At 74.9% G+C, this 22,213-nt stretch carries 24 protein-coding genes; 14 read left to right on the plus strand and 10 right to left on the minus strand.

The features are described from left to right. Window positions 1-317: 317 nt before the first annotated feature. From AB0O21_RS27020 to AB0O21_RS27040, 5 genes are all read left to right on the plus strand, one after another. The gene (locus tag AB0O21_RS27020; RefSeq protein WP_365175060.1) at window positions 318-3,098 is read left to right on the plus strand and encodes a hypothetical protein; all 2,781 of its coding nucleotides are present in this window, start codon (window positions 318-320) and stop codon (window positions 3,096-3,098) included. Next, entirely contained in the window at window positions 3,095-4,063 is a 969-nt protein-coding gene (locus AB0O21_RS27025) for an ABC transporter ATP-binding protein (protein ID WP_365175062.1), read from the plus strand. The genes AB0O21_RS27020 and AB0O21_RS27025 overlap by 4 nt, the downstream gene beginning before the upstream one ends. 96 nt (window positions 4,064-4,159) lie before the next feature. Continuing rightward, window positions 4,160-4,372, plus strand: a complete 213-nt coding sequence (locus AB0O21_RS27030) for a hypothetical protein (protein WP_365175064.1) — start codon at window positions 4,160-4,162, stop codon at window positions 4,370-4,372. Between the two features lie 56 nt (window positions 4,373-4,428). Next, entirely contained in the window at window positions 4,429-5,730 is a 1,302-nt protein-coding gene (locus AB0O21_RS27035; protein ID WP_365175066.1) for an SGNH/GDSL hydrolase family protein, read from the plus strand. A gap of 111 nt (window positions 5,731-5,841) precedes the next feature. Then, the gene (locus AB0O21_RS27040) at window positions 5,842-7,371 is read left to right on the plus strand and encodes a condensation domain-containing protein (RefSeq protein ID WP_365175068.1); all 1,530 of its coding nucleotides are present in this window, start codon (window positions 5,842-5,844) and stop codon (window positions 7,369-7,371) included. 25 nt (window positions 7,372-7,396) lie between these two features. On the opposite strand, the gene AB0O21_RS27045 is transcribed toward AB0O21_RS27040, so the two are convergent. Both AB0O21_RS27045 and AB0O21_RS27050 read right to left on the minus strand, forming a co-directional pair. Then, window positions 7,397-8,638 (minus strand): DUF6596 domain-containing protein, encoded by a 1,242-nt coding sequence (locus tag AB0O21_RS27045; protein WP_365175070.1) that lies wholly within the window; start codon window positions 8,636-8,638, stop codon window positions 7,397-7,399. A gap of 74 nt (window positions 8,639-8,712) precedes the next feature. Further along, complete coding sequence (locus AB0O21_RS27050; RefSeq protein ID WP_365175072.1) at window positions 8,713-9,069, minus strand: YciI family protein; 357 nt, start codon at window positions 9,067-9,069, stop codon at window positions 8,713-8,715. Between the two features lie 195 nt (window positions 9,070-9,264). Here AB0O21_RS27050 and AB0O21_RS27055 point away from each other — a divergent pair, with 195 nt between their 5' ends. Further along, window positions 9,265-9,639: a hypothetical protein gene (locus AB0O21_RS27055; protein ID WP_365175074.1), complete on the plus strand. Its 375-nt coding sequence runs from the start codon at window positions 9,265-9,267 to the stop codon at window positions 9,637-9,639. Window positions 9,640-9,684: 45 nt separating this feature from the next. Here AB0O21_RS27055 and AB0O21_RS27060 read toward each other — a convergent pair whose 3' ends face one another. After that, on the minus strand, window positions 9,685-9,954 hold the full coding sequence (locus tag AB0O21_RS27060; protein ID WP_365175076.1) for a hypothetical protein: 270 nt from the start codon (window positions 9,952-9,954) through the stop codon (window positions 9,685-9,687). Between the two features lie 109 nt (window positions 9,955-10,063). Between AB0O21_RS27060 and AB0O21_RS27065 the strand changes: the two genes are divergently transcribed. The 3 genes from AB0O21_RS27065 (at window position 10,064) to AB0O21_RS27075 (ending at window position 11,477) form a co-directional block, all read left to right on the plus strand. Then, window positions 10,064-10,402 (plus strand): thioredoxin domain-containing protein, encoded by a 339-nt coding sequence (locus AB0O21_RS27065; RefSeq protein ID WP_365175078.1) that lies wholly within the window; start codon window positions 10,064-10,066, stop codon window positions 10,400-10,402. A gap of 153 nt (window positions 10,403-10,555) precedes the next feature. Beyond that, on the plus strand, window positions 10,556-10,909 hold the full coding sequence (locus AB0O21_RS27070; protein ID WP_365175080.1) for a DUF1304 domain-containing protein: 354 nt from the start codon (window positions 10,556-10,558) through the stop codon (window positions 10,907-10,909). A 4-nt stretch (window positions 10,910-10,913) separates the two neighbouring features. Then, on the plus strand, window positions 10,914-11,477 hold the full coding sequence (locus tag AB0O21_RS27075) for a TetR/AcrR family transcriptional regulator (RefSeq protein ID WP_365175082.1): 564 nt from the start codon (window positions 10,914-10,916) through the stop codon (window positions 11,475-11,477). Between the two features lie 138 nt (window positions 11,478-11,615). Here AB0O21_RS27075 and AB0O21_RS27080 read toward each other — a convergent pair whose 3' ends face one another. Beyond that, on the minus strand, window positions 11,616-11,822 hold the full coding sequence (locus AB0O21_RS27080; protein ID WP_365175084.1) for a cold-shock protein: 207 nt from the start codon (window positions 11,820-11,822) through the stop codon (window positions 11,616-11,618). A 190-nt stretch (window positions 11,823-12,012) separates the two neighbouring features. On the opposite strand from AB0O21_RS27080, the gene AB0O21_RS27085 reads away from it, so the two are divergent. Continuing rightward, window positions 12,013-13,029, plus strand: coding sequence for a 2OG-Fe(II) oxygenase family protein (locus AB0O21_RS27085; RefSeq protein WP_365175086.1), 1,017 nt, complete (start codon window positions 12,013-12,015; stop codon window positions 13,027-13,029). Here AB0O21_RS27085 and AB0O21_RS27090 read toward each other — a convergent pair. Continuing rightward, window positions 12,947-13,315 (minus strand): HGxxPAAW family protein, encoded by a 369-nt coding sequence (locus AB0O21_RS27090; RefSeq protein ID WP_365175087.1) that lies wholly within the window; start codon window positions 13,313-13,315, stop codon window positions 12,947-12,949. The two genes, AB0O21_RS27085 and AB0O21_RS27090, sit on opposite strands and share 83 nt — an antisense overlap. 90 nt (window positions 13,316-13,405) lie before the next feature. Between AB0O21_RS27090 and AB0O21_RS27095 the strand changes: the two genes are divergently transcribed. Beyond that, a complete protein-coding gene (locus tag AB0O21_RS27095; RefSeq protein WP_365175089.1) occupies window positions 13,406-13,900 on the plus strand; it encodes a MarR family transcriptional regulator in 495 nt (164 codons plus the stop codon). Between the two features lie 198 nt (window positions 13,901-14,098). After that, the gene (locus AB0O21_RS27100) at window positions 14,099-15,475 is read left to right on the plus strand and encodes a DEAD/DEAH box helicase (RefSeq protein ID WP_365175091.1); all 1,377 of its coding nucleotides are present in this window, start codon (window positions 14,099-14,101) and stop codon (window positions 15,473-15,475) included. A gap of 48 nt (window positions 15,476-15,523) precedes the next feature. Here AB0O21_RS27100 and AB0O21_RS27105 read toward each other — a convergent pair whose 3' ends face one another. The 5 genes from AB0O21_RS27105 to AB0O21_RS27125 form a co-directional block, all read right to left on the minus strand. Further along, on the minus strand, window positions 15,524-16,042 hold the full coding sequence (locus AB0O21_RS27105) for a hypothetical protein (protein ID WP_365175093.1): 519 nt from the start codon (window positions 16,040-16,042) through the stop codon (window positions 15,524-15,526). A 48-nt stretch (window positions 16,043-16,090) separates the two neighbouring features. Next, a complete protein-coding gene (locus AB0O21_RS27110) occupies window positions 16,091-16,765 on the minus strand; it encodes a GNAT family N-acetyltransferase (RefSeq protein ID WP_365175095.1) in 675 nt (224 codons plus the stop codon). A gap of 133 nt (window positions 16,766-16,898) precedes the next feature. Beyond that, window positions 16,899-17,402, minus strand: a complete 504-nt coding sequence (locus AB0O21_RS27115) for an SRPBCC family protein (RefSeq protein WP_365175097.1) — start codon at window positions 17,400-17,402, stop codon at window positions 16,899-16,901. Between the two features lie 86 nt (window positions 17,403-17,488). Continuing rightward, window positions 17,489-18,121, minus strand: coding sequence for a hypothetical protein (locus tag AB0O21_RS27120; protein WP_365175099.1), 633 nt, complete (start codon window positions 18,119-18,121; stop codon window positions 17,489-17,491). 45 nt (window positions 18,122-18,166) lie between these two features. Beyond that, window positions 18,167-19,195 (minus strand): NUDIX hydrolase, encoded by a 1,029-nt coding sequence (locus AB0O21_RS27125; RefSeq protein ID WP_365175101.1) that lies wholly within the window; start codon window positions 19,193-19,195, stop codon window positions 18,167-18,169. Window positions 19,196-19,420: 225 nt separating this feature from the next. Here AB0O21_RS27125 and AB0O21_RS27130 point away from each other — a divergent pair, with 225 nt between their 5' ends. Together AB0O21_RS27130 and AB0O21_RS27135 are read left to right on the plus strand one after the other, a co-directional pair. After that, window positions 19,421-21,166 carry a VanW family protein gene (locus AB0O21_RS27130; RefSeq protein ID WP_365175103.1) on the plus strand — a complete coding sequence of 582 codons (1,746 nt, stop codon included), beginning with the start codon at window positions 19,421-19,423 and terminating at the stop codon, window positions 21,164-21,166. 498 nt (window positions 21,167-21,664) lie between these two features. After that, window positions 21,665-22,081 (plus strand): hypothetical protein, encoded by a 417-nt coding sequence (locus AB0O21_RS27135; RefSeq protein ID WP_365175105.1) that lies wholly within the window; start codon window positions 21,665-21,667, stop codon window positions 22,079-22,081. The last annotated feature ends 132 nt before the right edge of the window (window positions 22,082-22,213 follow it).

The raw sequence follows: 22,213 nt of genomic DNA on the forward strand, positions 1-22,213 counted from the left end.
AGGACGCCGAACTGGGCCACCCTCGGCCCTCCGACCCCTGGAAACGTTCGGCGTCCGAGGAGACGCCCCGGCGACCGCCCGGCCCCGGCGGAACCACCCCGACCCCGCCCCCGGCCACCGCCTGGCCCGAGGCGGAGCCCCTCCCCGCCCCGGAGCCCCCGCCGGAGCCCCTCCCGGCACCCGCCCCGGCGGCCCCCGCCCCCGCGAAGCCCGAACCCGCGGCAGCGGGCCCCGGTGGATCCGGTCCCGCGCGGGTTCGTTCCGTACGGTCGCGCCCCGCCGGGAGGCGGCCCGCCGGGAGGCGCCCCGCGCCGTGGGTGCGGACGCGGCTGCGGGCGGCGCCGCTCAGCGCGCTGCTCGGGGCCGCGCTCGTCTTCGTGTCCGTACTGCTTGCGGCCGCCCTCCCGCGTGCCGTCGACCGGGGTGCCGACCAGGCGCTGCGCTCGTTCCTGCACGACCAGGGGCCCGGTCCGACGAGCCTGCTCGCCACCACGACCTCCCGGGGCGGGCCCGTGACCCCGCAGGAGCTGGACTCCACGCTGGCCACCCTGACGGCGCGCACCGGCGGGTCGTTCCGGCTCGCCCCGAGCGGCCCCGTGCACGGCGCCGTCGGCGTGAAGGCGCGCGACCTGGCGAACCCGGGGCTGTCCCGGCCCGAAGGCGTCAACCCCCGCCTGACGCTGGCCTACCTGCCCGAGGTGGCCGCCCACGCCACGCTGGTGGCGGGCCGCTGGCCGGCCGGACCCGCGGACGGCCCGCCCGCGCCCGGGGCCCCGATCCCGGTGGCCCTGTCGCGCGCCGCGTCCGAGACGCTCAAGGCCCCCCTCGGCACCGTGCTGGAGTCCACGCCGGCCGTGTCCGGCACGGTCCGTGCCGAGGTCGTCGGCCTTTACGACGCGGCCGACGCCGACGAGGTGTACTGGACCGACCTGCCCTGTCTGACCAAGGCCTGCCAGAACCTGACCGCCACCTCGCCACCGGAGGTGTACTGGGGAACCGCCGCCCTCGTCGGCGCGGACGGGCTCGACCGGATCGGCTCCTGGGGCGAGGGCGTCGAGTACTTCTGGCGGCTCCCGGTGGACACCGCGGTCCTGCGGGCCGATCAACTGCCGGGCACCGGCAAGGAGATCGCCTCGTTCGTCGCCGGCCCCATCGCCTCCGAGCTCGGCGCCGCGGTCAAACGGCCGGACCTACACATCGCCTCCCGTCTCCCGGAGCTCTTCAAGCAGGCCGAGGCCCGGCGGCAGGGCGCCGCCCCGCTCGCGGCGATCGGACCGGCCGGCGTCGCCGGGGTCGCCGTCGTCGTGTTCTGTCTGGCCGCCGCGCTGGGCGGCGACCGGCGCGAGGCCGAGCTGCGGCTGCTGCTCGCACGCGGCGGCTCGCGCCGCTCCATCGTGGGCCGCCTCCTCGGCGAGGGCGCCGTCACCGTGCTGCCCGCGGCCGCCGCGGCCACCTGGCTGGCCGTGGCCCTGCTGCCGACCCCGCGGCTGGCCGCCTCGCTGATCGCGGCGTCGGCCGTCACCTTGCTGGCGCTCCTGGCCCTGCCCGTACGGGCCCACGCGCTGCTGTCGGGTCCGCGCGGGCCTCGCCCGCGCAGGCGGCTCGTGGCCGAACTGCTCGTCTTCGCCGCCACCGCGGCCGCCGTGTTCGAGGTGCGCACGCGCGGGGTCGCCCCCGCCGGTGCCGGGCTCGATCCGCTGCTCGTCGCCGCACCGCTGCTGCTCGCCCTGTCCGGCGGCCTCGTGCTGGCCAGGATCCAGCCGCCCCTCGTCGGGGCGCTGGCCCGGGCGGCGGGCCGGCGCTCCGGCCTGGTCGGCTTCCTCGGGCTGGCCCGCGCCGCCCGGGGTTCCGGAACGGCGGGTGCCGGCGGGCAAGGGCAAGGCCAGGGGCAGGGCCAGGGGCAGGGGCGGGGGCAGGGCCACACCCGCGGGCGGCCGTCCGTGCTGCCGTTGATCGCCCTGCTGCTGGCCGTCACCACCGGCGGCTTCGGGGCCACGGTGCTGGGAGCTGTGGACACCGCCCGGCTCCAGGTGGCCCGGCAGGCGGTCGGCGGCGACGCGCAGATCACCGCGCCCCCCGGGGACGCGCTGCCGGATGAACTGGTCGACACCGTGGGCGAGTTGCCCGGTGTGAGCTTCGCTTCCCCGGTGTGGATGGACGACGACGCCTTCGTCTTCGGGACCGGGGCCGGCTCCCAGCACGTCACGGTGGTCGTCGTCGACCCCGAGTCCTACGCGCGCCTGTCCCGCACCGTCGGCCGCGGCCGGTTCGACCCGGCCGTGCTCGGCGGGGGCGCCCCGGGCGCTCCGATCCCCGCCCTGTTCAGCAGCGACCTGCTGGGGCAGCAGGAGCGGGCCGGACAGCCCTCCGGGGAGGCCTTCCGCCTCCGGGTCGGCGGCGAGGAGCTACGGGTCACGGCCGCCGGGGTGATCACCGGGACGCCCGCGATGCAGGGCGCCGGCACGGCCACCCTGGTGCTGCCGGCCGGGCCGACCGCGGCCGTGGCCCCCAAGACCGCACGCCCCAACCGCTGGTACGCCATCGGCCCGGTCGACGGGGACCGGCTCGGCGAGCTGGTCCGCGCCGGGACTCCGGCCCCGACCGCCGAGTACTTCCTGGTGCGGACGAGCTCCGCGGCGGTCGCGAAGCTCGCCGGGGATCCTCTCCAGCACTCGGCCGGCCGGCTGTTCTGGGCCGCCGTCGCGGGCGCCGCCGGATTCGCCCTGCTGGCCGTGCTGTTGACCCTCGTACGCGCCGCTCCGGAGCGGGCGGCGCTGCTGGCGCGGCTGCGCACGATGGGCCTGCGGCCCCGGCAGGGCGTGGCGCTGATCCTGGCCGAGACACTGCCGCAGGCGCTGGTCGCGGCGTTCGGCGGCGGACTCGTCGCGGCGGCCGCCGTGGCCCTGCTGGGCCCGGCCGTGGACCTGTCCGCGCTGGTCGGCGCGGACGTGCCGACCGGACTGGGGTTCGCGGCGGCGCCGGTGCTGGAGCAGGCGCTGGGCGTGGCGGTCCTGGTCGCCGGGACCGTGCTGGCGGAGGCGGCGGTATCCGGCAGGCGGCAGATCACCACCGAGTTGAGAGCGGGAGACCAGCGTTGAACACCGACCAGCCGACCTACGAAGAGCTGCGCCGGCAGGCGTTGGCCGCAGCGGAGCCCCGTACGACCGGGGCGGACACGGCGATCGCCTGCGACCGCCTGGTGCGCATCTTCAGCACCGCCGGGGTGGAGGTGCAGGCCCTGCAGGGGCTCGAACTGACCGTGGCCCAGGGCGATCTGGTGGCGCTGGTCGGCGCCTCGGGCAGCGGGAAGTCCACGCTGCTGAACATCCTGGCCGGTCTGGACGTCCCCACCGCGGGCACCGCCACGGTGGGCGGCTACGACCTGCTGGAGATGTCGGCCAAGGAACGGCTTCGCTACCGGCGCGAGGCGGTGGGCTTTGTCTGGCAGCAGACGGCCCGCAACCTGCTGCCGTTCCTGACGGCTGCCCAGAACATCGCCCTGCCCATGCAGTTGAGGGGACGGACCGCGCGCGGCGCGTCCGGCCGGCGCGCGCAGCGGGTGGAGCGGGTGGAGCGGCTCCTCGACGCCCTGGAGATCGGCGACCTCGCGGGCCGCCGGCCGGCCGAGCTGTCCGGCGGCCAGCAGCAGCGGGTGGCCATCGCCGTGGCCATGGCCAACGACCCGAAGGTGCTCCTCGCCGACGAACCCACCGGTGAGCTGGACTCCGAGACCGGCGCCGCCATCTTCGAGTCCTTCCGCACCGTCAACCGGGAACTGGGCGCGACGGTGGTCATCGTGACCCACGACCCGCTGGTGGCCGGCGAGGTCCGCCGTACGGTCGCCATCCGAGACGGCCGCACCAGCAGCGAGGTGCTGCGGCGCACGGTCACCGACGAGCACGGCGAGGAGTCCGTGAGCGAGCGCGAGTACGTGATGCTCGACCGCACCGGCCGCGTCCAGCTCCCGCATAAGTTCCTGGAGGCGCTGGGCATGGAGCACCGGGTGGCGGTCGACCTGGCCGCGGACCACATCGAAGTCCGCCGCGACGACGCGGAGTCCTGAGCGCGCGGGGCCCGTAAGGCAGTTGAAGCCCCGCCGCCACGACGGCCGGGCACGGAACGCTGTCCTCCGCCCGCGCGCCCCTGCGACCATCCGGCTATGACGTCCCTCCTCGCGCGCGCCGCCGCGCTCGCCCTGCCCGCTGTCCTCCTTCTCGCGCCGGCCGACGAGCTCGGCCTGGCCCGGGGCGGCGCCGGCACGCCGCAGGTGGTGGCGGGCGACTGCTTCGGTTGCCGGCCGGACGGCGTCGTCGCGACCGACGGCTGGAACGGGGACTACGGCCATGCCTCCCACGGCGGGGCCACGACGTAGCCGGATCACTTTCGTCACGGCCGTCACATCGTGGCCTCGGCGCGGGTCAAAGGGGCATGAACGCACAGAAGATCGCCCTCACCCTCCCGCTGGCGGCCGCCCTCCTCGCCGCCACCGCCACCACCACCCCCGCCTCCGCCGCGTACGGCGGCCCCTGGAGCAGCGCCTGGGGTGCCTCCCCGCAGCGCCCCGCGCACACCTCCTGGTTCCCCAACTGGTCCGAGGGCGGGTTCGCCGACCAGTCGGTGCGCCAGGTGATCCGCGTCGGCGCCGAGGGGTCGGAGGTGCGGGTGCGGGTCACCAACCGCTACGGGAAGACCCCGCTCAAGCTCACGGGAGCCACGGTCGCCAGGACCGCCGGAGGACCCGCCGTGCAGCCGGATTCCGTACGGGCGCTGCGCTTCGAGGGGGTGGAGTCGGTCACGGTGCCGGCGGGCGGGGAGCTCTCCAGTGACGCGGTCGCGCTGCCGGTGAAGGCCTTCGAACAGCTCACCGTCACCTTCTACTTCGAGGGCCCGACCGGCCCGGCCACCTTCCACAACGTCGCCATGTCGCTCTCCTACCGGGCCGTCGGCGACCACCGGCGCGACGCCTCGGCCGATGCCTTCGCCGCCGGCGCGCCGAGCTTCTCCTGGTACTACCTGGCCGGGGTCGACGTGAAGAACCCCCGCCCGGGCGCGGCCGGCACCCCGGGCGGCTCCCGGAAGGCGGTCGTGGCCTTCGGCGACTCCCTCACCGACGGGTACGGGGCCACTCCCGGTGCCGACCTCCGCTACCCCGACCAGCTCGCCAAGCGGCTGGTCGCGGACGGCCGTTCGCGGCCCGTGCTCAACGCGGGCATCGGCGGCAACAAGGTCTTGGGCGACTCGGAGTGCTTCGGCGAGAGCGCACTGGCCCGCTTCCGGCGCGACGCCCTCGGCCGCCCCGACGTGGGCACCGTCATCGTCCTGGAGGGCACCAACGACATCGTCCAGCCCGACGGGCCCCAGGACCACTGCACCGCGGGCAGCCCGAAGGTCACCGCCGAGGAGATCATCGCCGGCCACCGGGAACTCGTCCGCGAGGCCCGCACCCGCGGAGTCAGGGTCATCGGCGCGACCATCCCGCCCTTCCACGGCTCGCGGTACTGGACCGAGCGCGGCGAGGACGTGCGTACGGCGGTCAACCACTGGATCCGCACCGGCGGCGCGTACGACGGCGTCGTGGACTTCGACCGGGTGCTGGCGGCGCCCGCCGATCCGGCGCACCCCAAGGAGATCAAGATCAAGGACGAGTACGCCCTCGCGGGCGACCGCCTCCACATGAACGACGCCGGGTACCGGGCCATGGCCGACGCCTTCGACCTGAACTCCCTCTGACCGGGGCCCCGGAGACCCGGCCCTCGGGCCGGGGCGGGTGATTCCGTCACCTCCCCGGGCCGGGGGTCGTTAGCGCCTCGGGGTCGGCTCGGGGGCGAAGGGATGACGGTTATGCGGCAGTTTCCTCTGGAGATGCACCACGTGGCACCCGGTCGGGTGGTCGAGTGGCGGCTCAGGCGCACCACGGCGGAGGTGGAGGCGCAGGCGCACGTGCCGGTTGCCGTGCCGGCGGACACCGACGCCGGCACCCAGGACGCCCGTGCGAACCGGAAGGCGTCCTTCAATCAGGACAAGCACTTCACCGTCGCCGAGGAGAGCAGGGCCGCCGACGACCCGGTCGCCTCGTGGATCGCGGTCACCTTCGAAGTCGCCGGACCGCTCGACGAACCGGCCCTGGCGCAGGCGCTGCTCGCCTTCGTGCAGCGGCACGAGGTGCTGAGGTGCGCGTTCCGCAGGCTCGCCGGGGAAGTGGCCTGCGAGCCGTTCGATCCGGCCGAACTCGCCCTCGACGCCGAGCCCGTGGGCGCCTTCGACAGCTCCGATCTGCTGCGCGACTTCCTCGTCGAGCGGTTCAAGCGGAGCATCGACACCTTGTCCTGGCCCCTGTTCGTCATGGGCGCGGTGCTCCGCGAGGACTCCGCGACCGTCTATCTCGCCTTCGACCACATCGTGTGCGACGGAATGTCGATGCCGATCGTCGTCCACGAGGTGCTGACGGCCTACGAGGGCCTGTGCCGCGGCGAGGACGTCGCACTGCCCCCCGCCCCGTCCTATCTCGACTTCGCGGACGAGCAGCGGCGCCGCTACCTCGCCATCGACAGCCACGACGAGCGGCTCGGCTACTGGAAGTCCTTCATCCGGCGGGGCGGCGGCGAGTTCTTCCCCCGCTTCCCGCTCGACCTCGGCGTGGAGCCGGACCGGATGTACCCGATCGTGAACGAGGCCTCCCGGCTCCTCGACGCCTCCGACGCGGAGGTGTTCGAGAAGACCTGCCTGGCGGTCGGCGGCAAGCCCTTCATGGGCGTGCTCGCCTCCGTCGCCGTCTGTCTGCGCGAGGCGGGCGGGCCCGGGGTCTACCGGGGCCTGATGCCGGTGAGCGAACGCGGCCGGCAGGCCTGGACGGACTCGGTGGGATGGTTCGTCAACACCATGCCCATCGAGTTCGACGCCTCGCCCGGCCGGGACTTCGCCACGGTCATGGCCGCGGTCCGGGCCGGGTTCGGCGAGATGATCGGCCACATCGACGTGCCGTTCGTCCGCGCGTGGGAGCTGCTGGCCCCCGAGGAGTTCGCGGCCCGCTCCTGGCCGTATCCCGTGAACTTCTTCTCGTACATCGACATGCGCAAGTGCCGCGGCGCCGAACGCCACGAGGAGTGGCGGCCCACCACCCACGTGTGGTCGGCGCGGGCCAACGGGGCCTGCTCGTGGTTCCAGCGGGACGCCGACGGGCTGCACATGAACTCCCTGTACGTGGACACGCCCGCGGCCCGGCGCACCATGGGCGACTTCCAGGAGGCGCTGCGCCTGACGGTGCGGGAGATCGCCCGCGCGGGCGGATTCCGCCGGCCCGTGGCGCTCACCCCGCCGCGGCGGCCGGTCCGGACCCCGCTCGACGTGGCCGCGTACGCCCGCCGCGGCTGAGGCGGCGCCTTACGACGGCGGGGCGCTACGACAGGCGGGCCGCGCGGCCCAGCAGCAGGTCGCGCTCCCGTTCGTTGCGGGTGAGCGAGGCCGCCCGCGCGAACTCCGCGCGGGCCTCCTCCCGCCTCCCGAGCCGCTCCAGCAGGTCTCCTCGTACGCTCGGCAGCAAGTGGTAGGCGCGCAGGGCGGGTTCCTCCGTCAGGGCGTCGACGAGCGGCAGCGCCGCCTCGGGCCCTTGGGCCATCGAGACGGCCACCGCGCGGTTGAGCTCCACCACGGGTGAGGGGACGAGCAGGACGAGGCGGCCGTACAGCGCGGCGATCGTGGGCCAGTCGGTGTCCTCGTAGCGGACGGCCGCCGCGTGGCAGCCGGCGATCGCGGCCTGGAGGGCGTACGGGCCGCTGCCGGCGTGGCCCAGGGCCTGGACGCCCCGGCGCATCAGCATGCGGTTCCACTTGGCCCGGTTCTGGTCGGCGAGGAGCACCGGCTCCCCGTCGGGGCCGGTGCGGGCGGTGATCCGGGAGGCCTGGAACTCCAGGAGCGCGGCCAGGCCGTGCACCTCGGGTTCCTTGGGCATCAGCGCGGCGAGGAGGCGGGCGAGGCGCAGGGCGTCCTCGCACAGGGCTGGGCGGACGAGGTCGTCGCCGGCGGTGGCCGAGTAGCCCTCGTTGAAGACCAGGTAGATGACTTCGAGGACTGAGGACAGCCGCGCCTCCCGGTCCGCCCCGTACGGGACCTCGAAGGGCACGCCCGCCGCGGCCAGGGTCCGCTTCGCCCGGACGATGCGCTGGGCGACGGTCGGTTCGGAGGACAGGAAGGCGCGGGCGATCTCCTGCGTCGTCAGTCCGCCCATCAGGCGCAGGGTGAGGGCGATCCGGCCCTCGGTGGCGAGGACGGGATGGCAGGCGGTGAAGATCAGCCGGAGCAGGTCGTCGTCGATGTCGTCGGGGTCCGCCGGTTCGGCGGGCGGCGGGACGTCCTCCAGGCTCCGGCCGACTTCGGCGAGCTTGCGCGCGTACGTCTCCTTGCGGCGGACGAGGTCGATCGCGCGGTGCTTGGCGGTGGCCATGAGCCAGGCGCCCGGCCTGTCCGGGACACCCGACTCCGGCCATTGTTCGAGCGCGGCGACGAGGGCGTCCTGGGCGAGTTCCTCGGCGATGCCGACGTCCCGCACGATGCGGGCCACACCGGCGATGATCCGCGCGGACTCGATCCTGAACACCGCTTCGACCGCACGGGCCGTATTCGCTGCTGCCGTCACGGCCACCCATCAGAGCAGCCGTGACGAGGCGGGGCAAACGCGGCGCGCCCCGGGCGCCGGGCACCCGGGGAGCGCGCGGCTCACATCTCCTGGATCTCCCGGACCTCGGCGGTGACGTTCCAGTGCGCCGGGTGGATCTCCAGGAAGCGGCGGGTCCACTCGATGGCCTCGGCCTTGTCCTTGCACTGGGTGAGGGAGTAGCCGCCGACGACTTCCTTGGTCTCGGTGAAGGGGCCGTCGGTGTAGCTGACCTTCCCGCCGGACCAGGAGAGCCGGGTGCCCTGGGAGGTGGGGAGCAGGCCGGCGGTGTCCAGCATGACCCCGGCCTTGGTGATCTCCTCCAGGAGGGCGCCCATGCGCTGCTCGAAGTCGGCGGGGAACTCCTCGGGCGGCAGGTTCTGCTCGTCGATGCGGATCATCGTCAGGAAGCGCGGCATGGTGACTCCTCGGTCGGGGGCTCAATCGGGGGCGGGGACGTCCCCCGCCTCTCACTCCTGCGTCGAACGGGAGGCGCCCGGATCGACAGCTCCCCGAGAATTCTTCGAAGATTTTTTCCGGAGGGCCGGACGACACGGCCCTACTCGTGAGTAGGATCGCGGTCCCGGCCGCCCCCGAGAGGAATCGATCCCCCCATGCCCCGACCGCTTTCCTCCCCGCTGCTGCTCGCCGGCCTGCTCGCCGGGGCCGCGGTCGCGCACGCCGCGGTGCCGAAGCAGTTCGACGCCATCGTCCCTCGCTCGCTGCCGGGGAGCCCGCGCGGGTGGACGTACGCGAGCGGCGCCGCCGAGCTCGCCCTCGCGGCCGGGGTCGCCCATCCGCGGACCCGCAAGGCGGCGGCCCTGGCGGCCGCCGCCTTCTTCGTCGGCGTGTTCCCGGCGAACGTCAAGATGGCCGCCGACGCCCGCCACCGCTCCCCCGCGCTGCGGGCGGTGGCCTTCGGCCGGCTGCCGCTCCAGGTGCCGCTCGTGCTGTGGGCCAGGAAGGTCAGCCGCGAGGCGGCGGGCTGACGCACCCGCACGACCCGCACCACCCCGGCGACGCGCTACCCCGCCTCAGCGGCTGTCGCCCACCCAGTCCCAGTGGTCCGGGTCCTGCGGGCGGCGGCGGTAGTGGGCGCGGCCGCCCGCCCCGTAGCGCCCTATCTCGGTCGGGAGGCGGGCCTCCTCGGCGAGCTGGGGCGCGCTCCAGCCGGTGATGTCGAGCAGGAGTCCGTCGAGCGGCCCGCCCACGAGCTCGCCGTAGCGATGGCCGGGGCGCGGGCCGGGGTCGGGGTCTTCGTGGTCGGCGCCGTAGACCCGGCGCCGGAGCATCCTGTCGTCCATGGCACACAGCTTCACAGGTGCCACTGACAACGGGTGATGATGGTGGCCGCCGCCTCCCCGCCACGGAAGCCGGGAGCACACGGGCGCGCACGAGCGAGGAGCGGTACGCATGGCACGTCGGGTACACCAGCCACTGGAGGACCAGGAGTTCGACTTCATCCTCTCGATGACGACGGGACCGGTCCTCGCCTACTTCTGCGGGTCGTGGCCGAAGGCCCTGGACGCCTGCCGCGCGATGGACGCGATCGTCGCCGAACTGACGGCGGAGTACGGGACGCGGTTCACCGCCGTCCGCACCGACATGACCCGCTGCCCCGGCCCGACCAGGCGCTACGGGGTGACCGGCGCCCCGACGGCCGTGCTCATCGAGGGCGGCGAGGCGGTCGCGAGCCAGGCCGGTCCGATGACCCGCGAGGAGTTCCGGCGGTTCCTGGACGCCCACCTCTGAGCGGCGGCCCCGACGAGCACCGCCGAACCCGGACGAGCCGGGTGAGCCCGACCCCCCCCACTTCCTGTACAGTTGTCCAGGAAGTGGGGCCGGCGGGCTCCTCGGGCTGCCCGGCCTCCTCGGATGCCCGGGCGACGAGAAACGGAGGCGGCCATGGAGACGGTCGCTCGGATACTGATCGGCCTCGTGGCCGCGCTGCACGTGTACTTCCTGGTCCTGGAGATGTTCCTGTGGCAGCGGCCGCCGGGCCGGGCGCTGTCCGGCTTCGACGCGGACACCGCACGCCTCACGGCGCCGCTCGCCGCCAACCAGGGGCTCTACAACGGGTTCCTCGCCGCGGGCCTGGTCTGGGCCCTGGTCATCGACTCACTGGCCACGCAGGTGTTCTTCCTCGTCTGCGTGATCGTGGCCGGGGTGTACGGGGCCGCCACCGCCAACCGCCGCATCCTCATCGCCCAGGCCCTGCCCGGCGCCCTCGCCCTCGGCGCGGCCCTGCCGGCCGGATGACCGCATGAGCCCGGAAGACCCGAGGACCGCCCGCACGAAGGCGCGGCTGCGCGAGAGCCTGCTCGCGGAGTGCGCGGACCGGCCGCTCGCCGAGGTCAGCGTGTCGGCGGTGGTCCGGCGCGCCGGCGTCGGCCGCGCCACGTTCTACCTGCACTACGAGGACCTCCCCGCGCTCGCCGTGGACGCGTGCGCCGACGTGGTGCACGCGGCGGTGGACGCCCTCCACGCCTGGCAGACCGGACCGGGATCGCTTCCCCCGGTCCGGCCCCCGGAGGCCCTGGCGGCCTTCTTCGCGGGCGCGGCCGGGCACGCAGCGCTCTACCGCACCCTGCTGCTGCCGGGCGGCGCCGGACCCCTGGGCGAGCGCCTCCACCACGAGCTGCGCGCCCGCGCCCTCGCCGAACGCGCGGCGGTGGGCGCCCCGCACTCCGACCTCGTCGCCTCGGCGGTGGCGGCCGCCTTCACCGGCGTCCTGGCGGACTGGCTGCACGGCCGCGTCCCGGCGGCCCCGCCGGAGCTGGCCGACCAGGTGTGGTCGCTCCTGCTGGCCCTGCACCGCGCCGTGTAGGCCCCGTCCCTGATCAGGCCCCCGCACCCCGGGCCGGTACGAGCCCGGACTCGCGCGCGGAACGCGGGAGCCCCGCCGGGAGGACCGGCGGGGCTCGGCTCACGGCACGGGCTCAGGGGCCCGGTTCGTGAAGCGGCACTACCCGATGGGAACCACCTGCTCGGCCTGGGGGCCCTTGGGGCCTTGGGTGACGTTGTACTCGACCCGCTGGTTCTCCTCCAGCGACTTGAAGCCGGTGGTCGCGATCGCGGAGAAGTGCACGAACACGTCGGGGCCGCCGTCGTCCTGCTGGATGAAACCGAACCCCTTCTCCGAGTTGAACCACTTCACGGTGCCTGTTGCCATCTGGCTGATCCTTCTCAACGTTCCACTGCGGGCCGCTGAACGCGGCCGTCTCGATCCTGCCCAACCGTCCCTCACAGCACACGCCCAACGCGGCCAACCGGGGGCGTGCCGCGTAATCGAACTTCTGGCCGCCCTGTCCGTGAAACGGGGGAGCAGCTCTTGTGGAAGACGCTTTCGAGAGGGGACGGACATGACCGGGTTCGCGACGTTCCGGGTGCCGGAACACGTCACCGGCACCGCGGCGGACGAGGCGCTCGGCCGGGCGATGACCGCGGCCTGGCGGCGTGACGGGATCTTCCAGATCGCGGCCGACGCCGGGCAGCGGGCGCGCACGCTCGACGCGCTGGGGGCCGGCCGGGGGTTCTTCGCCCGGCCCTTGGCCGAGAAGGCCGCGTGCGTCAACGACACCTCGTACAGCGGGTACATCGCCTCCGGGGAGGAGGAGACGGCGGGCGAGCGGGACGCCTCGGAGATCTTCACGATCACCCCCGACCTGCCGGTGTCCCGGCGGGGACTGCCCTGCCACGGGCCGGTGCCGTGGCCCGACGCCGCGTACCGGGCGGCCATGGAGGCCTATCTCGCCGGGGTCGGGTCCCTCGGCGAACGGCTGCTGCGGCTCGTGGCGCTGGGACTCGGACCGGGAGGCATCGACCGCCTCGCCGGCCTGACCCGCGACGGCTGGCACCACATGCGGGTGCTGCGCTTCCCGGCCGCCTCGCGGACGACGGAGCGCGGGATCGGGGCGCACACCGACTACGGGCTGCTCGTGATCGCCGCCCAGGACGAGGTCGGCGGCCTCTTCGTGCGGCCGCCGGTCGAGGGCGAGCGCCGGCCGCGGAACTGGCTGCCGGGCGAGAGCTCGGCGGGTTTCGCCCAGGACTCCCCCGGCTGGACGTACGTGACGCCCGTCCCGGATGTGCTCACGGTGTTCCCGGGGGACATCCTGCAGTTCATGACGGGCGGCGAGCTGCTGTCGACCCCGCACAAGGTGCGGCTCGCGGACCGGGAGCGGTACACGCTGGCCTATTTCCACGAGCCCCGCTTCGGCGCCCGGATCCGCCCCCTGAGCCCGGACCCGCAGGACGACACGGTGATCCACTACGGGGAGCACTTCACCCGGATGTTCATGCGCTGCTATCCGCGGCGGGCAACGACGCGGCGGATCGAGGCCGAGGGGCTGATGCGAGCGCTCGCCGGGGTCCGCTGACCCGGCAGCCGAGGCAGTCCGCGTGGCCGGTGTGGGCCCGGGTGTCGCGGACGCGCCAGTCCCATTCGCTCTCGGGGCGGGGGCCGCTGGGCTTGCCCCATCCGGCGAGGTGCAGGAGCCAGGTGACGAGCCCGGCCGCGGCGACGAGGCCGAGGCCGAGCCAGATCCCGGGCTGCCAGGCCAGGCACACCGCGAGGCCCGCGCCGACGCAGCCCAGCAGGGCCAGGGCGGTACCGGTCCAGCCGGCCACCGTGTGGCCGAGGTCGACGTGGCCGTGAGCGCTCATGATTCTCCCTGGTCGGAGGGTCGGCAGTAGGCTCGGAGCAGGATCTTTTATCTCACGAGCTAAGTAACTTAAATGCTAAGGAGTACCTGCGTGCAGGGCAAGCCCCGCCCCGCGGCCACGGCCGGGGAGGCGCTTTCGCGCATGGACCAGTACGTCGCCCTCGGCGTCATCGCCCAGCAGGAGGTGGCGCAGCTGCTGGGGCTGAACGTCACCGACCTGACCTGCCTGGGCCACGTCCTGGGCGCCGGGGAGACCCCCCTCTCCGCCGGCGACCTCGGCCGGCTGACGAACCTGACCACCGGCGCGGTCACCGGAGTGCTCAACCGCCTGGAGCGGGCGGGATACGCGCGGCGCCAGGCCGACCCGGCCGACCGGCGCCGGGTCCGGGTGGTGGCCGACCCGGAAGCCAGTGCCCGGATCTTCGCGGTGTACCAGCCGTTCTACGACCGCCTCGGCGCCCTGTTCGCCGACTACACGCCCGACGAGGTCGCCGTGATCGCCGACTGGTTCGGCCGGGCCGCGGGCGAGGTCCGCGCCCACCTGGCACAGGTGCGCTCCGGGGAACTGAACGCCGGGCCGCCGTAAGGAGCGGCCCGGGCCCCCGCTGGTACCATGGGCGGTTGACCATCTTCTTTCCCCCCGCGCATCCGCCGCTTCGAAAGGTCCTGCATGAGGAACCCGTCAGCTCATGGCCGTTTCGGTGTGAAGGGCGGTGCCAGGCCCGGTGCGAAGAGCGCCCCGGCCAAGGCCCCCCGGAGCACCGGGCCGCAGGGTGAGTTCACGATGCACGAGCCGAAGGTGCCGGGGCTGGCGCCGGTGGCCTCGTTCGCCGAGCTGGACCTGCCCGCCGAGCTGGTGACGACCATGGCCGAGCTGGAGGTCAAGGAGCCGTTCCCCATCCAGGCCGCGACGCTGCCCAACGCGCTGGCCGGCCGGGACGTCCTGGGCCGCGCGCAGACCGGCTCCGGCAAGACCCTCGCCTTCGGCCTGGCGCTGCTGGCCCGCACGGCGGGGCAGCAGGCCGACCCGAAGCGGCCGCTGGCGCTGGTCCTCGTACCGACGCGCGAGCTGGCGCAGCAGGTGGCCGAGGCGCTGGACCCGTACGCCAAGGCCCTGAAGCTGCGGATGGCCACGGTGGTCGGCGGGCTGTCGATCGGCCGCCAGGTGAGCGCGCTGCGCACCGGCGCCGAGGTCGTGGTGGCCACCCCGGGGCGCCTCAGCGACCTGGTCGGGCGGCGCGACGTGCACCTGGAGCGGGTGCGGATCACCGTGCTCGACGAGGCCGACCAGATGTGCGACATGGGCTTCATGCCGCAGGTAACGGAGATCCTGGACCAGGTGCACCACGCGGGGCAGCGGATGCTGTTCTCGGCGACCCTGGACCGCAACGTGGACCAGCTGGTCCGCTCCTACCTGAAGGACCCGGTCGCGCACTCCGTGGACCCGCAGGCGGGCGCGGTGACCACCATGGACCACCACGTGCTGCACATCCACGCGGCCGACAAGTACTCGGCGGCGACGGAGATCGCGGCCCGCGACAACCGGGTGCTGATGTTCCTCGACACCAAGCACGGCGTCGACCAGTTCGTGAAGCACCTGCGCGCCATGGGCGTGCGGGCGGAGGGGCTGCACAGCGGCAAGTCGCAGCCGCAGCGCACCCGGACGCTGGCGCAGTTCAAGACGGGCGCCGTCACCGTCCTGGTCGCCACGAACGTCGCGGCGCGCGGCATCCACATCGACGACCTCGACCTCGTGGTCAACGTGGACCCGCCCGCGGACCACAAGGACTACCTGCACCGCGGCGGGCGCACGGCGCGGGCCGGCGAGTCCGGCCGGGTCGTCACCCTCGTCACCCCGGGCCAGCGCCGGGACATGGTCCGGCTGATGTCGGACGCGCGGATCCGGCCGACGATCACCCAGGTGCGCTCCGGGGAGGCGGCGCTGAGCCGGATCACCGGGGCGAAGGCGCCGTCCGGGGTCCCGCTGTCCGGCTCGGCGCCGACCGACGCCAAGGGCAGGCCCTCCGGCACCGAGCTCGGCTTCCGCGGGATGGGCACCCGGCCGGGACGGCCGGGCAAGGGCAAGGAGTCCCGCAAGACGCTGGAGGCCCGGCAGCAGGCCGAGGCCCGCCGGGCGGCCCGGGTGCGCAAGGGCCTCTGAGCCGGCCCCCTCTGAGCCGGCCCCGCCTCCGGCCTCCGGCGGGCGGGGTCAGACCGCGGTGCGGCGGCGCAGCCGCTCGGCGGCCGCGTTGCGGACCCGGCGGGTTCGGGCGCTGCCAGCGAGCAGGCCGAGGGCCTCGTGCGAGGTCAGCAGCCGGGCGGCGGTGTGCTGGCACCAGTCGGAGGCCGCGGTGAGCTCCGCGGCGGACCAGGGCTCGCCGCGGGTGATGGCCTTGAGCAGGGTCCATTCGCGCAGCCGCCGCTCGGGGAAGGCGCGGCCGGCGAGCACGCCGGCCATGGCCTGCGCCCAGGCGGGGAAGGAGTCGTCGGCGAGCAGCCGCTCGGCCCGGCGGTCGAGGTGCGTGACCACCGCGCTCTCCGCCATCACCGGGTCGGGATCCCGCAGCACCGCGGCGACGACCTCGGCCTCGGCGCCCTCGCGCCGTGCGCCGGCCAGCGACTCCAGGTGGCGGCCGTACCGCCAGTGCTCGGGGGGCCCGCCGCCGTCGGACGGCCCCGGCCCGGGTATGCCGACGGACGGCTGCTGCTCTTGCATCCCTTTCGCCATGCACCCATTCCACACGACCGCCGGGGGCGGTCCGCGTCCAGGGTGCCGCTACCGGGGTGCGGGGGCGGAAGCGGGCGCCGCGGCGGGGGCCAGCATCAGGGACTCGGCGCCGATCGGCCGGTAGCCGGCCGCCTGGAAGACGCGGACGCTGCGCGCGTTGCCGGTGGCCTGCTGGGACCAGACGGGTGCGCCGCCGGGGACGAGGTGGCGGGCGGCCACGGCCAGTTCCAGGCCCAGGCCCCGGCCGCGGGCGTCCTCGTCCACCTCGATCGCCGCCTCCCAGCGGCCCGCGACGCCCCGGCCGAGGACGAGCACCCCGCCGTCCGCCGCCCAGACCCGTACGTCGTCGCGCCGGCCGAGGGCCCGCCGTACGCGGGGGTGGTCGGGGTCGTCGATCTCGCGCAGCGCCAGCGGGGGTTCACCGGGCAGCGGGTCCGCGACCGTCAGCAGGTCGATCGTGTCGGTCCTGCGGCCCGTACGGTCGAGCAGTGCGGCCAGGAACCGGGCGTTCATGGCGGCGGCGAGCGCGTCGGCGTCGACGGCGGCGAGGGTGGACCGCACCCAGTCCGGGTCCTCGTCGGTGAACACCACGGAGTGCGCGGTGAAGGCGATGACGCCCGCGTCACGCGGGTTCTCCTGCGCGACCACGGTCGTCCCGCCGTCCGGGGGCGGGAACCGCCCCGCGGCCGCAGCATCCAAGAACTCGGCGAGTGTCTGTCCCATGCCGCCCGTCACGCTCCCGACTTGTGGTCCGGCGAACATGATCTCAAGGGCGGGGAACGGCAGTTCGACCAGGTCCGGGGAGCCGCGGGCCGGGGCGGGCGCGGGGGGCGCCCGGACCCTCGGTGTCCGCGGGTCAGCTGCCGCCGGCCCCCTGCTCCGGCTCGGGCAGCGGGGCCCCGGTCTCCAGCAGGGTCTTGAGACTCGAAGCGAGCATCGGCCAGGCCCGCCCGCACATGCCGATCAGCGTGCCGCCCGGTTCGAAGCCCTCGTGCAGGATGGTCAGCCGGGCGAGGGTGTCGCCGATCGGCTCGATCTCGTACGTGACCTTCGTGCGCGGCGCCTCGGCCAGTTCGGCGCGCAGCTCCTCGCCGATGCCGACCGAGGCCGCCCACTGCGGGGTGAAGGTGTGCCAGGTGTAGGAGAGCAGCCGGTCCGGAACGCAGCCGAGGACCACCTGCTCGGGGTCGCTGGTGCGGGCCCCCCGCTCGATCCACTCCATCGGCGAGCCCACCGCCCAGTCGGTCTCGAAGCTCAGGCCCCAGTACCGGCGGGTGAAGGCGGGCTCGGTGAGGGCCTGCCAGACCCGGGCGGGATCGGCCTGGATGTACAGGGTGTAGGTGATCGCACTGTCGCTCATGGCCCCCATGCTGCGGGACCGGGGCCCGCGGACGCCGGATTTCCCGATCACGGCGCCGCCCGCCGGACCGGGGCCCGGGGCACCGCTCAGTACACGTGGACCGCCACCCCGCAGAGCCCGAGCCCCGCCCGCGCCGCGGTACGCCAGACCCGGAGCGGGCCGTCCAGGACGCTCTCCTCCCCGGACCCGTACTCCAGCCAGTCCCGCCGCCCCACCCGCTCCCGCTCCCCCGGCCCGAACCCCAGCGCCCGCTCCACCCCCGGCAGCGCACGGCGGACTTCGGCGGAGGCCAGCAGGAAGTTCCCGCACCATCCGGGCAGCTGCGAGGCGCGCTCGGGGCCGATGGCATGGAACAAGGCGCTGACCGGGTACTCCTTGCTCCGCACGCTCACGAACATCTCCTCCCGGTCGGGCTCCGGCTCCCAAATGTCGTCCGCTATGTGGAAGTCGGGGTCGGTGATGCCGTTGCACAGGTCGTCGACATGGCTCCCGGGACCGGTGAGGTCCTGGAACGAACGGATCGCGTCGGCCTGTTCGGCCGTGGCGCCGGTCCACCACGTGCGGTGGTCAGGGAGCGGGGCGCGCTGCCAGGCCGCCCAGCGGCGGCCGGCCCGCGGGCAGGTGCGGTCGGCCTCGATGGCCGGCGCGAGCCGCGGCGTGAGATCGGCGATCACGGAGTCCTCGTGACAGGTGATCGACCAGGCGCTGATGATTCCCATGCCGTCGACGGTACGGAGCACCACTGACAGGCGGGCTCCGGCCGGTCACCAGCGCACGCCCTCCTCCGGGAGTTCCGTGAGGGGGGTGCGGGTGGGGGCGGGGAGGGCCAGGCGGGTGCGGGCCGTGTGGACGGCGGACAGTTCGCGGGTGCCCGCCGGGCCCCAGTCGCTCAGCTCGCCGACCTGTTCGGGCGTGGCCAGCAGGCGGGCGTACGCGGGGTCCGCCGCCGGGGGGAGGGAGGTGAGGCGGGCCGCGGTGCGGGCATGGGCGCCCTGGTCGCCGTGCCGGTAGCCGAGCGGGGCGGCAAGCGCGGTCGGGGCGGCCGTCGGGGGCGGCAGGTGGACGGCTCCGGTGGCCCGGGCGACCAGGACCAGGACGCGGCCGTCGGGGGCGAACAGCCAGCCGGAGCGGTCCCGTACCGGCAGGTGCGCGGGGACCGGGCCCGGATGCCAGGCGCCGCGCTGCGGGACCCGGCGGGTCCGGAGCACGCCGAGCCGGTCCAGGGCGGTGGGCGCGGTGGGGCGGCCGTCCTCCAGCAGGGCGGTGCCGGAGCCGTTGACCCGGGCGCGCAGGGCGGACAGGGCGCGGCGGGCGTCGCCCGGGTCCATCAGGGCGGGCAGGTCGGCGGGCTCGGCGAAGTGGATGCCGGTGACCTCCTGCGCGGGGAGGCGGACGGAGTCGATGCGCTCCGGGGTCCAGGTGCCGCCGTCGTAGACGTGCAGGATCTCCCCGGGGAACCGCATCTCGGGCGGGAAGCCCGGGGTGTCGGCCGGGATCCAGTCCACGGCGAGCCCGCGCGGGTAGCGGCCCTCGACACCGAGCTCCTCCCCCATCTCGCGGGCGGCCGCCGCCGAGGGCGACTCCCCCGCGTCCACGGCGCCGCCGGGCAGCAGCCGGTCGGCGCGGTAGTCGACGCTCTGGACGAGCACCCGGCCGTCGGTGTCGGTGACCAGGACGACGGCCGCGGACCACACGGCGGCGCGCGAGGCACCGTACGCGGCGGGGGTCATCCAGGTTCCCGGCCGGTCCTCCGTCTCGTCGGCCTGCTGCGCCGTCCGGGAAAGCTGCGACATCCGAACTCCGTTCACCGTGGGGGCCCGCCGGGCTGTGCAACAGCGGGCGCGGCCCCGTGGTTACGGCGCCGCCCGCACCCGGGCCCACCGCCCCCCTTTACCGTCCCTATACCTACTTATTACCTGGTTATGTGGACCTTGCTATGGTCCGAGGGCGGACTGGAGGCCTGAAAACCCCCGGTCCGACCACGTATCCGGACCCAGGAGAGCAGGAGAGACCGAGACATGCGACGCGCTACCCGTACGGGCACCCGGCCGGACACCGGAAAGCGGTGGTCCGTGCCAGGGGTCGTGGGCGTGGCCGGCGGCGCGGCGGTCCTCGGCTTCGGCGGGCTGTATGCCGCCGGGCTGCTCCTGGCCGGAGATGACGTCGCCCCGGGCACGAAGGTGCGCGGCGTCGACATAGGCGGGATGAGCCGGGCCGAGGCCCGCCGGGCCCTGGACCGGGAGCTCGGCCCGGCCGCCGCGGCCCCCGTCGCGCTGCGGGTCGGCGAGCGCACCGAGCGGGTCCAGCCGGCCTCGCTCGGCCTGTCCCTGGACACCGCCGCGACCGCCGACCGGGCCGCGCGCTCCGGCTCCGGCCCGCTCACCGTGATCGGCCGCCTCTTCTCCTCCGGCGACCCCGATGTGCGGCCGGCGGTCCGCCTCGACGAGTCGGTCGCCCGCGGCTCCCTCGGCGCCGTGGGGAAGCAGGCCGGGCTCGAGGCGCGCGAGGGCGCCGTCACCTTCAAGAAGGGGAAGGCCGAGGCGGTGGCCCCGGTGACCGGGATCGGCGTGGACGTGGACGGCTCGCTGGGCGCGCTGCGCGCCGGATACCTCCGGGCCGGGGACGGACCGGTGACCCTGCCCGTCCACCGTACGGAGCCGAAGGTCGGACAGCAGGAGACGGACCGGGCCATGCGGGAGTTCGCGGAGCCCGCGATGTCCGCGCCCGTCACCCTCACCGTCGCGGGCAAGCGCATATCCGTCACCCCGGCCGTCCTCTCCAAGCACCTCAGCCTCAAGGACGACGGCCAGGGCCGGCTCACCCCGGGCCTCGACGCCAAAGCACTGCTCGCCGACCCGGCCCTCGCCGGGCCGCTGCGGCAGGCCACCCCCGGCCCCGCCGAGGCCCGGCTGCGGCTCGACGGCGCGGGCCGGGTCACGGTCGCCGAGGAGGGCACGCCCGGCCGGCAGATCACCGAGCAGGCGCTGGGCGCGGCGGTGCTGCCGCTGCTGACCGGGGCCGGCGCGTCCGCCCGTACCGGCGAAGTCGCCACCGAGTCCGTCCGCCCCCGGCTCTCCCGGGACACCGTCGACGCGCTGGGCATCAAGGAGAAGGTCTCCTCCTTCACCGTCGACTTCGAGCGGGTCCCGTACCGCACGACCAACATCGGCCGGGCCGCGGAGCTGATCAACGGCTCGCTGGTGCTGCCCGACGAGACGTGGAGCTTCAACCGGACGGTCGGCGAGCGCACGAAGGAGAACGGCTTCGTCGACGGCCTGATCATCAACAACGGCCAGTACGAGAAGGCGGCGGGCGGCGGGGTCTCCGCCGTCGCGACCACCGTCTTCAACGCGATGTTCTTCGCGGGCGTCAAGCCCGTCGAGTACGGCGCGCACTCCTTCTACATCGAGCGCTACCCCGAGGGCCGGGAGGCCACCGTGGCCTGGGGCAGCCTCGACCTGCGCTTCGCCAACGACTCGGGGAAGGCGCTGTACATCCAGGCCCAGGCCACCGACACCTCCATCACCATCACCTTCCTCGGCACGAAGAAGTACGACGAGGTCCGCGCGACGCAGGGCCCCCGGACCAACGTCCAGCAGCCGGCCACCCGCACCGGCAAGGGCCCGAAGTGCGAGCCGCAGTCCCCGCTGGAAGGCTTCGACGTCGCCGTCGACCGCGTGTTCGTCCAGGGCGGCTCGGAGGTCAAGCGGGAGACGATGAAGACCCGCTACACGCCGCGCGACCGCGTGACGTGCGAGGCGTGACCCCTACGGGGAGCACCGGGGGCGGGGGCGGGCTGGTCGGGGTCGACGCGGTTCGCGGGCTCGCGGTGCGCGGCATGTTCGCCGCGTAGTTCCTGGCGGCCGAACCTTCGCCGTGGCGGCCGCCTCGGTGGTGGCGGGTCCGCTGCTGTCCTTCCTGCTGGGCCGGCTGGCCGCCGATCTGACCAGTTGGGCGGGGGCGGGCCGGGGGCTGTGCGGCGTGGCTCGGCGCGCACCTGTTCGGCGGGCGGGAGCGGTTGCCGGCGGTGATCTCCGCCCGGCACCCGGAGGCGGCGGGCCCGGCCCACGGGGTGGCGTGGCTGCGGCAACGCGCCTTCGCCGGGAGCCCGGTACGGCGTGTGGAATCCAGCCCCTCCGGCGTTTGAGGAGCGGGGGCCGGGGCGGAGCCCCGGTCGTTGAGGCGCAGCCCGGCAGGGGGTGGGGGCACTCGTACGGGTGATGGGTTCGGCTCCGGCGCGGCCGGTACGGCAGGGTGGGCGGATGCAGCTGCGCCGGGCCCTGCCCCTGACCCTTGCCGCGCTCGTCATGGCCACCGGGTGCGTGACCGTGCACCCCGCCGCCCCGCCGGACCCGCCGCGACTGGCGCCCGCCGCCGCCCCTGCGGAGCCTCCGCAACAGACCGTGGCCGCCTTGCCGTTGGGGACTCTGCCCGCCGCGCCCGAGCCCGAGTCCGAGCCCGCAGCCCCCGCGCCCGCGCCCGCTCGGGTTCCGTCGCCCGCCGCCGCCCGGCCGAAGCGGCCAAAGCCGGCCGCCAAGCCGGCCCCGGTGAAGCCCCGCGCGCGGAAGCCCGCCCCCGCCAAGGCGCCGCCCGCGCCGCGGCGGACGTTCGACATGGCTCCCCTGTGCGCCGCGGCCAGGGGCACGGTGTCGCCGGACATCGTGGCCCTCTGCCGCTAGAGGGTGCCCGACGGGTCCGCTGGTCGAGGTGCTGCGCCGGACGCGTCCGTCCTCGACCATCTGGTGGCCTGGTCGGGGCGCCGTCCCTCGAGTTAATCGATGGATGGGACCGGTCCGCGTACCTACAGTGAC

Source organism: Streptomyces sp. NPDC091371 (assembly GCF_040684275.1).
In the GTDB taxonomy this organism is placed as follows: domain Bacteria; phylum Actinomycetota; class Actinomycetes; order Streptomycetales; family Streptomycetaceae; genus Streptomyces.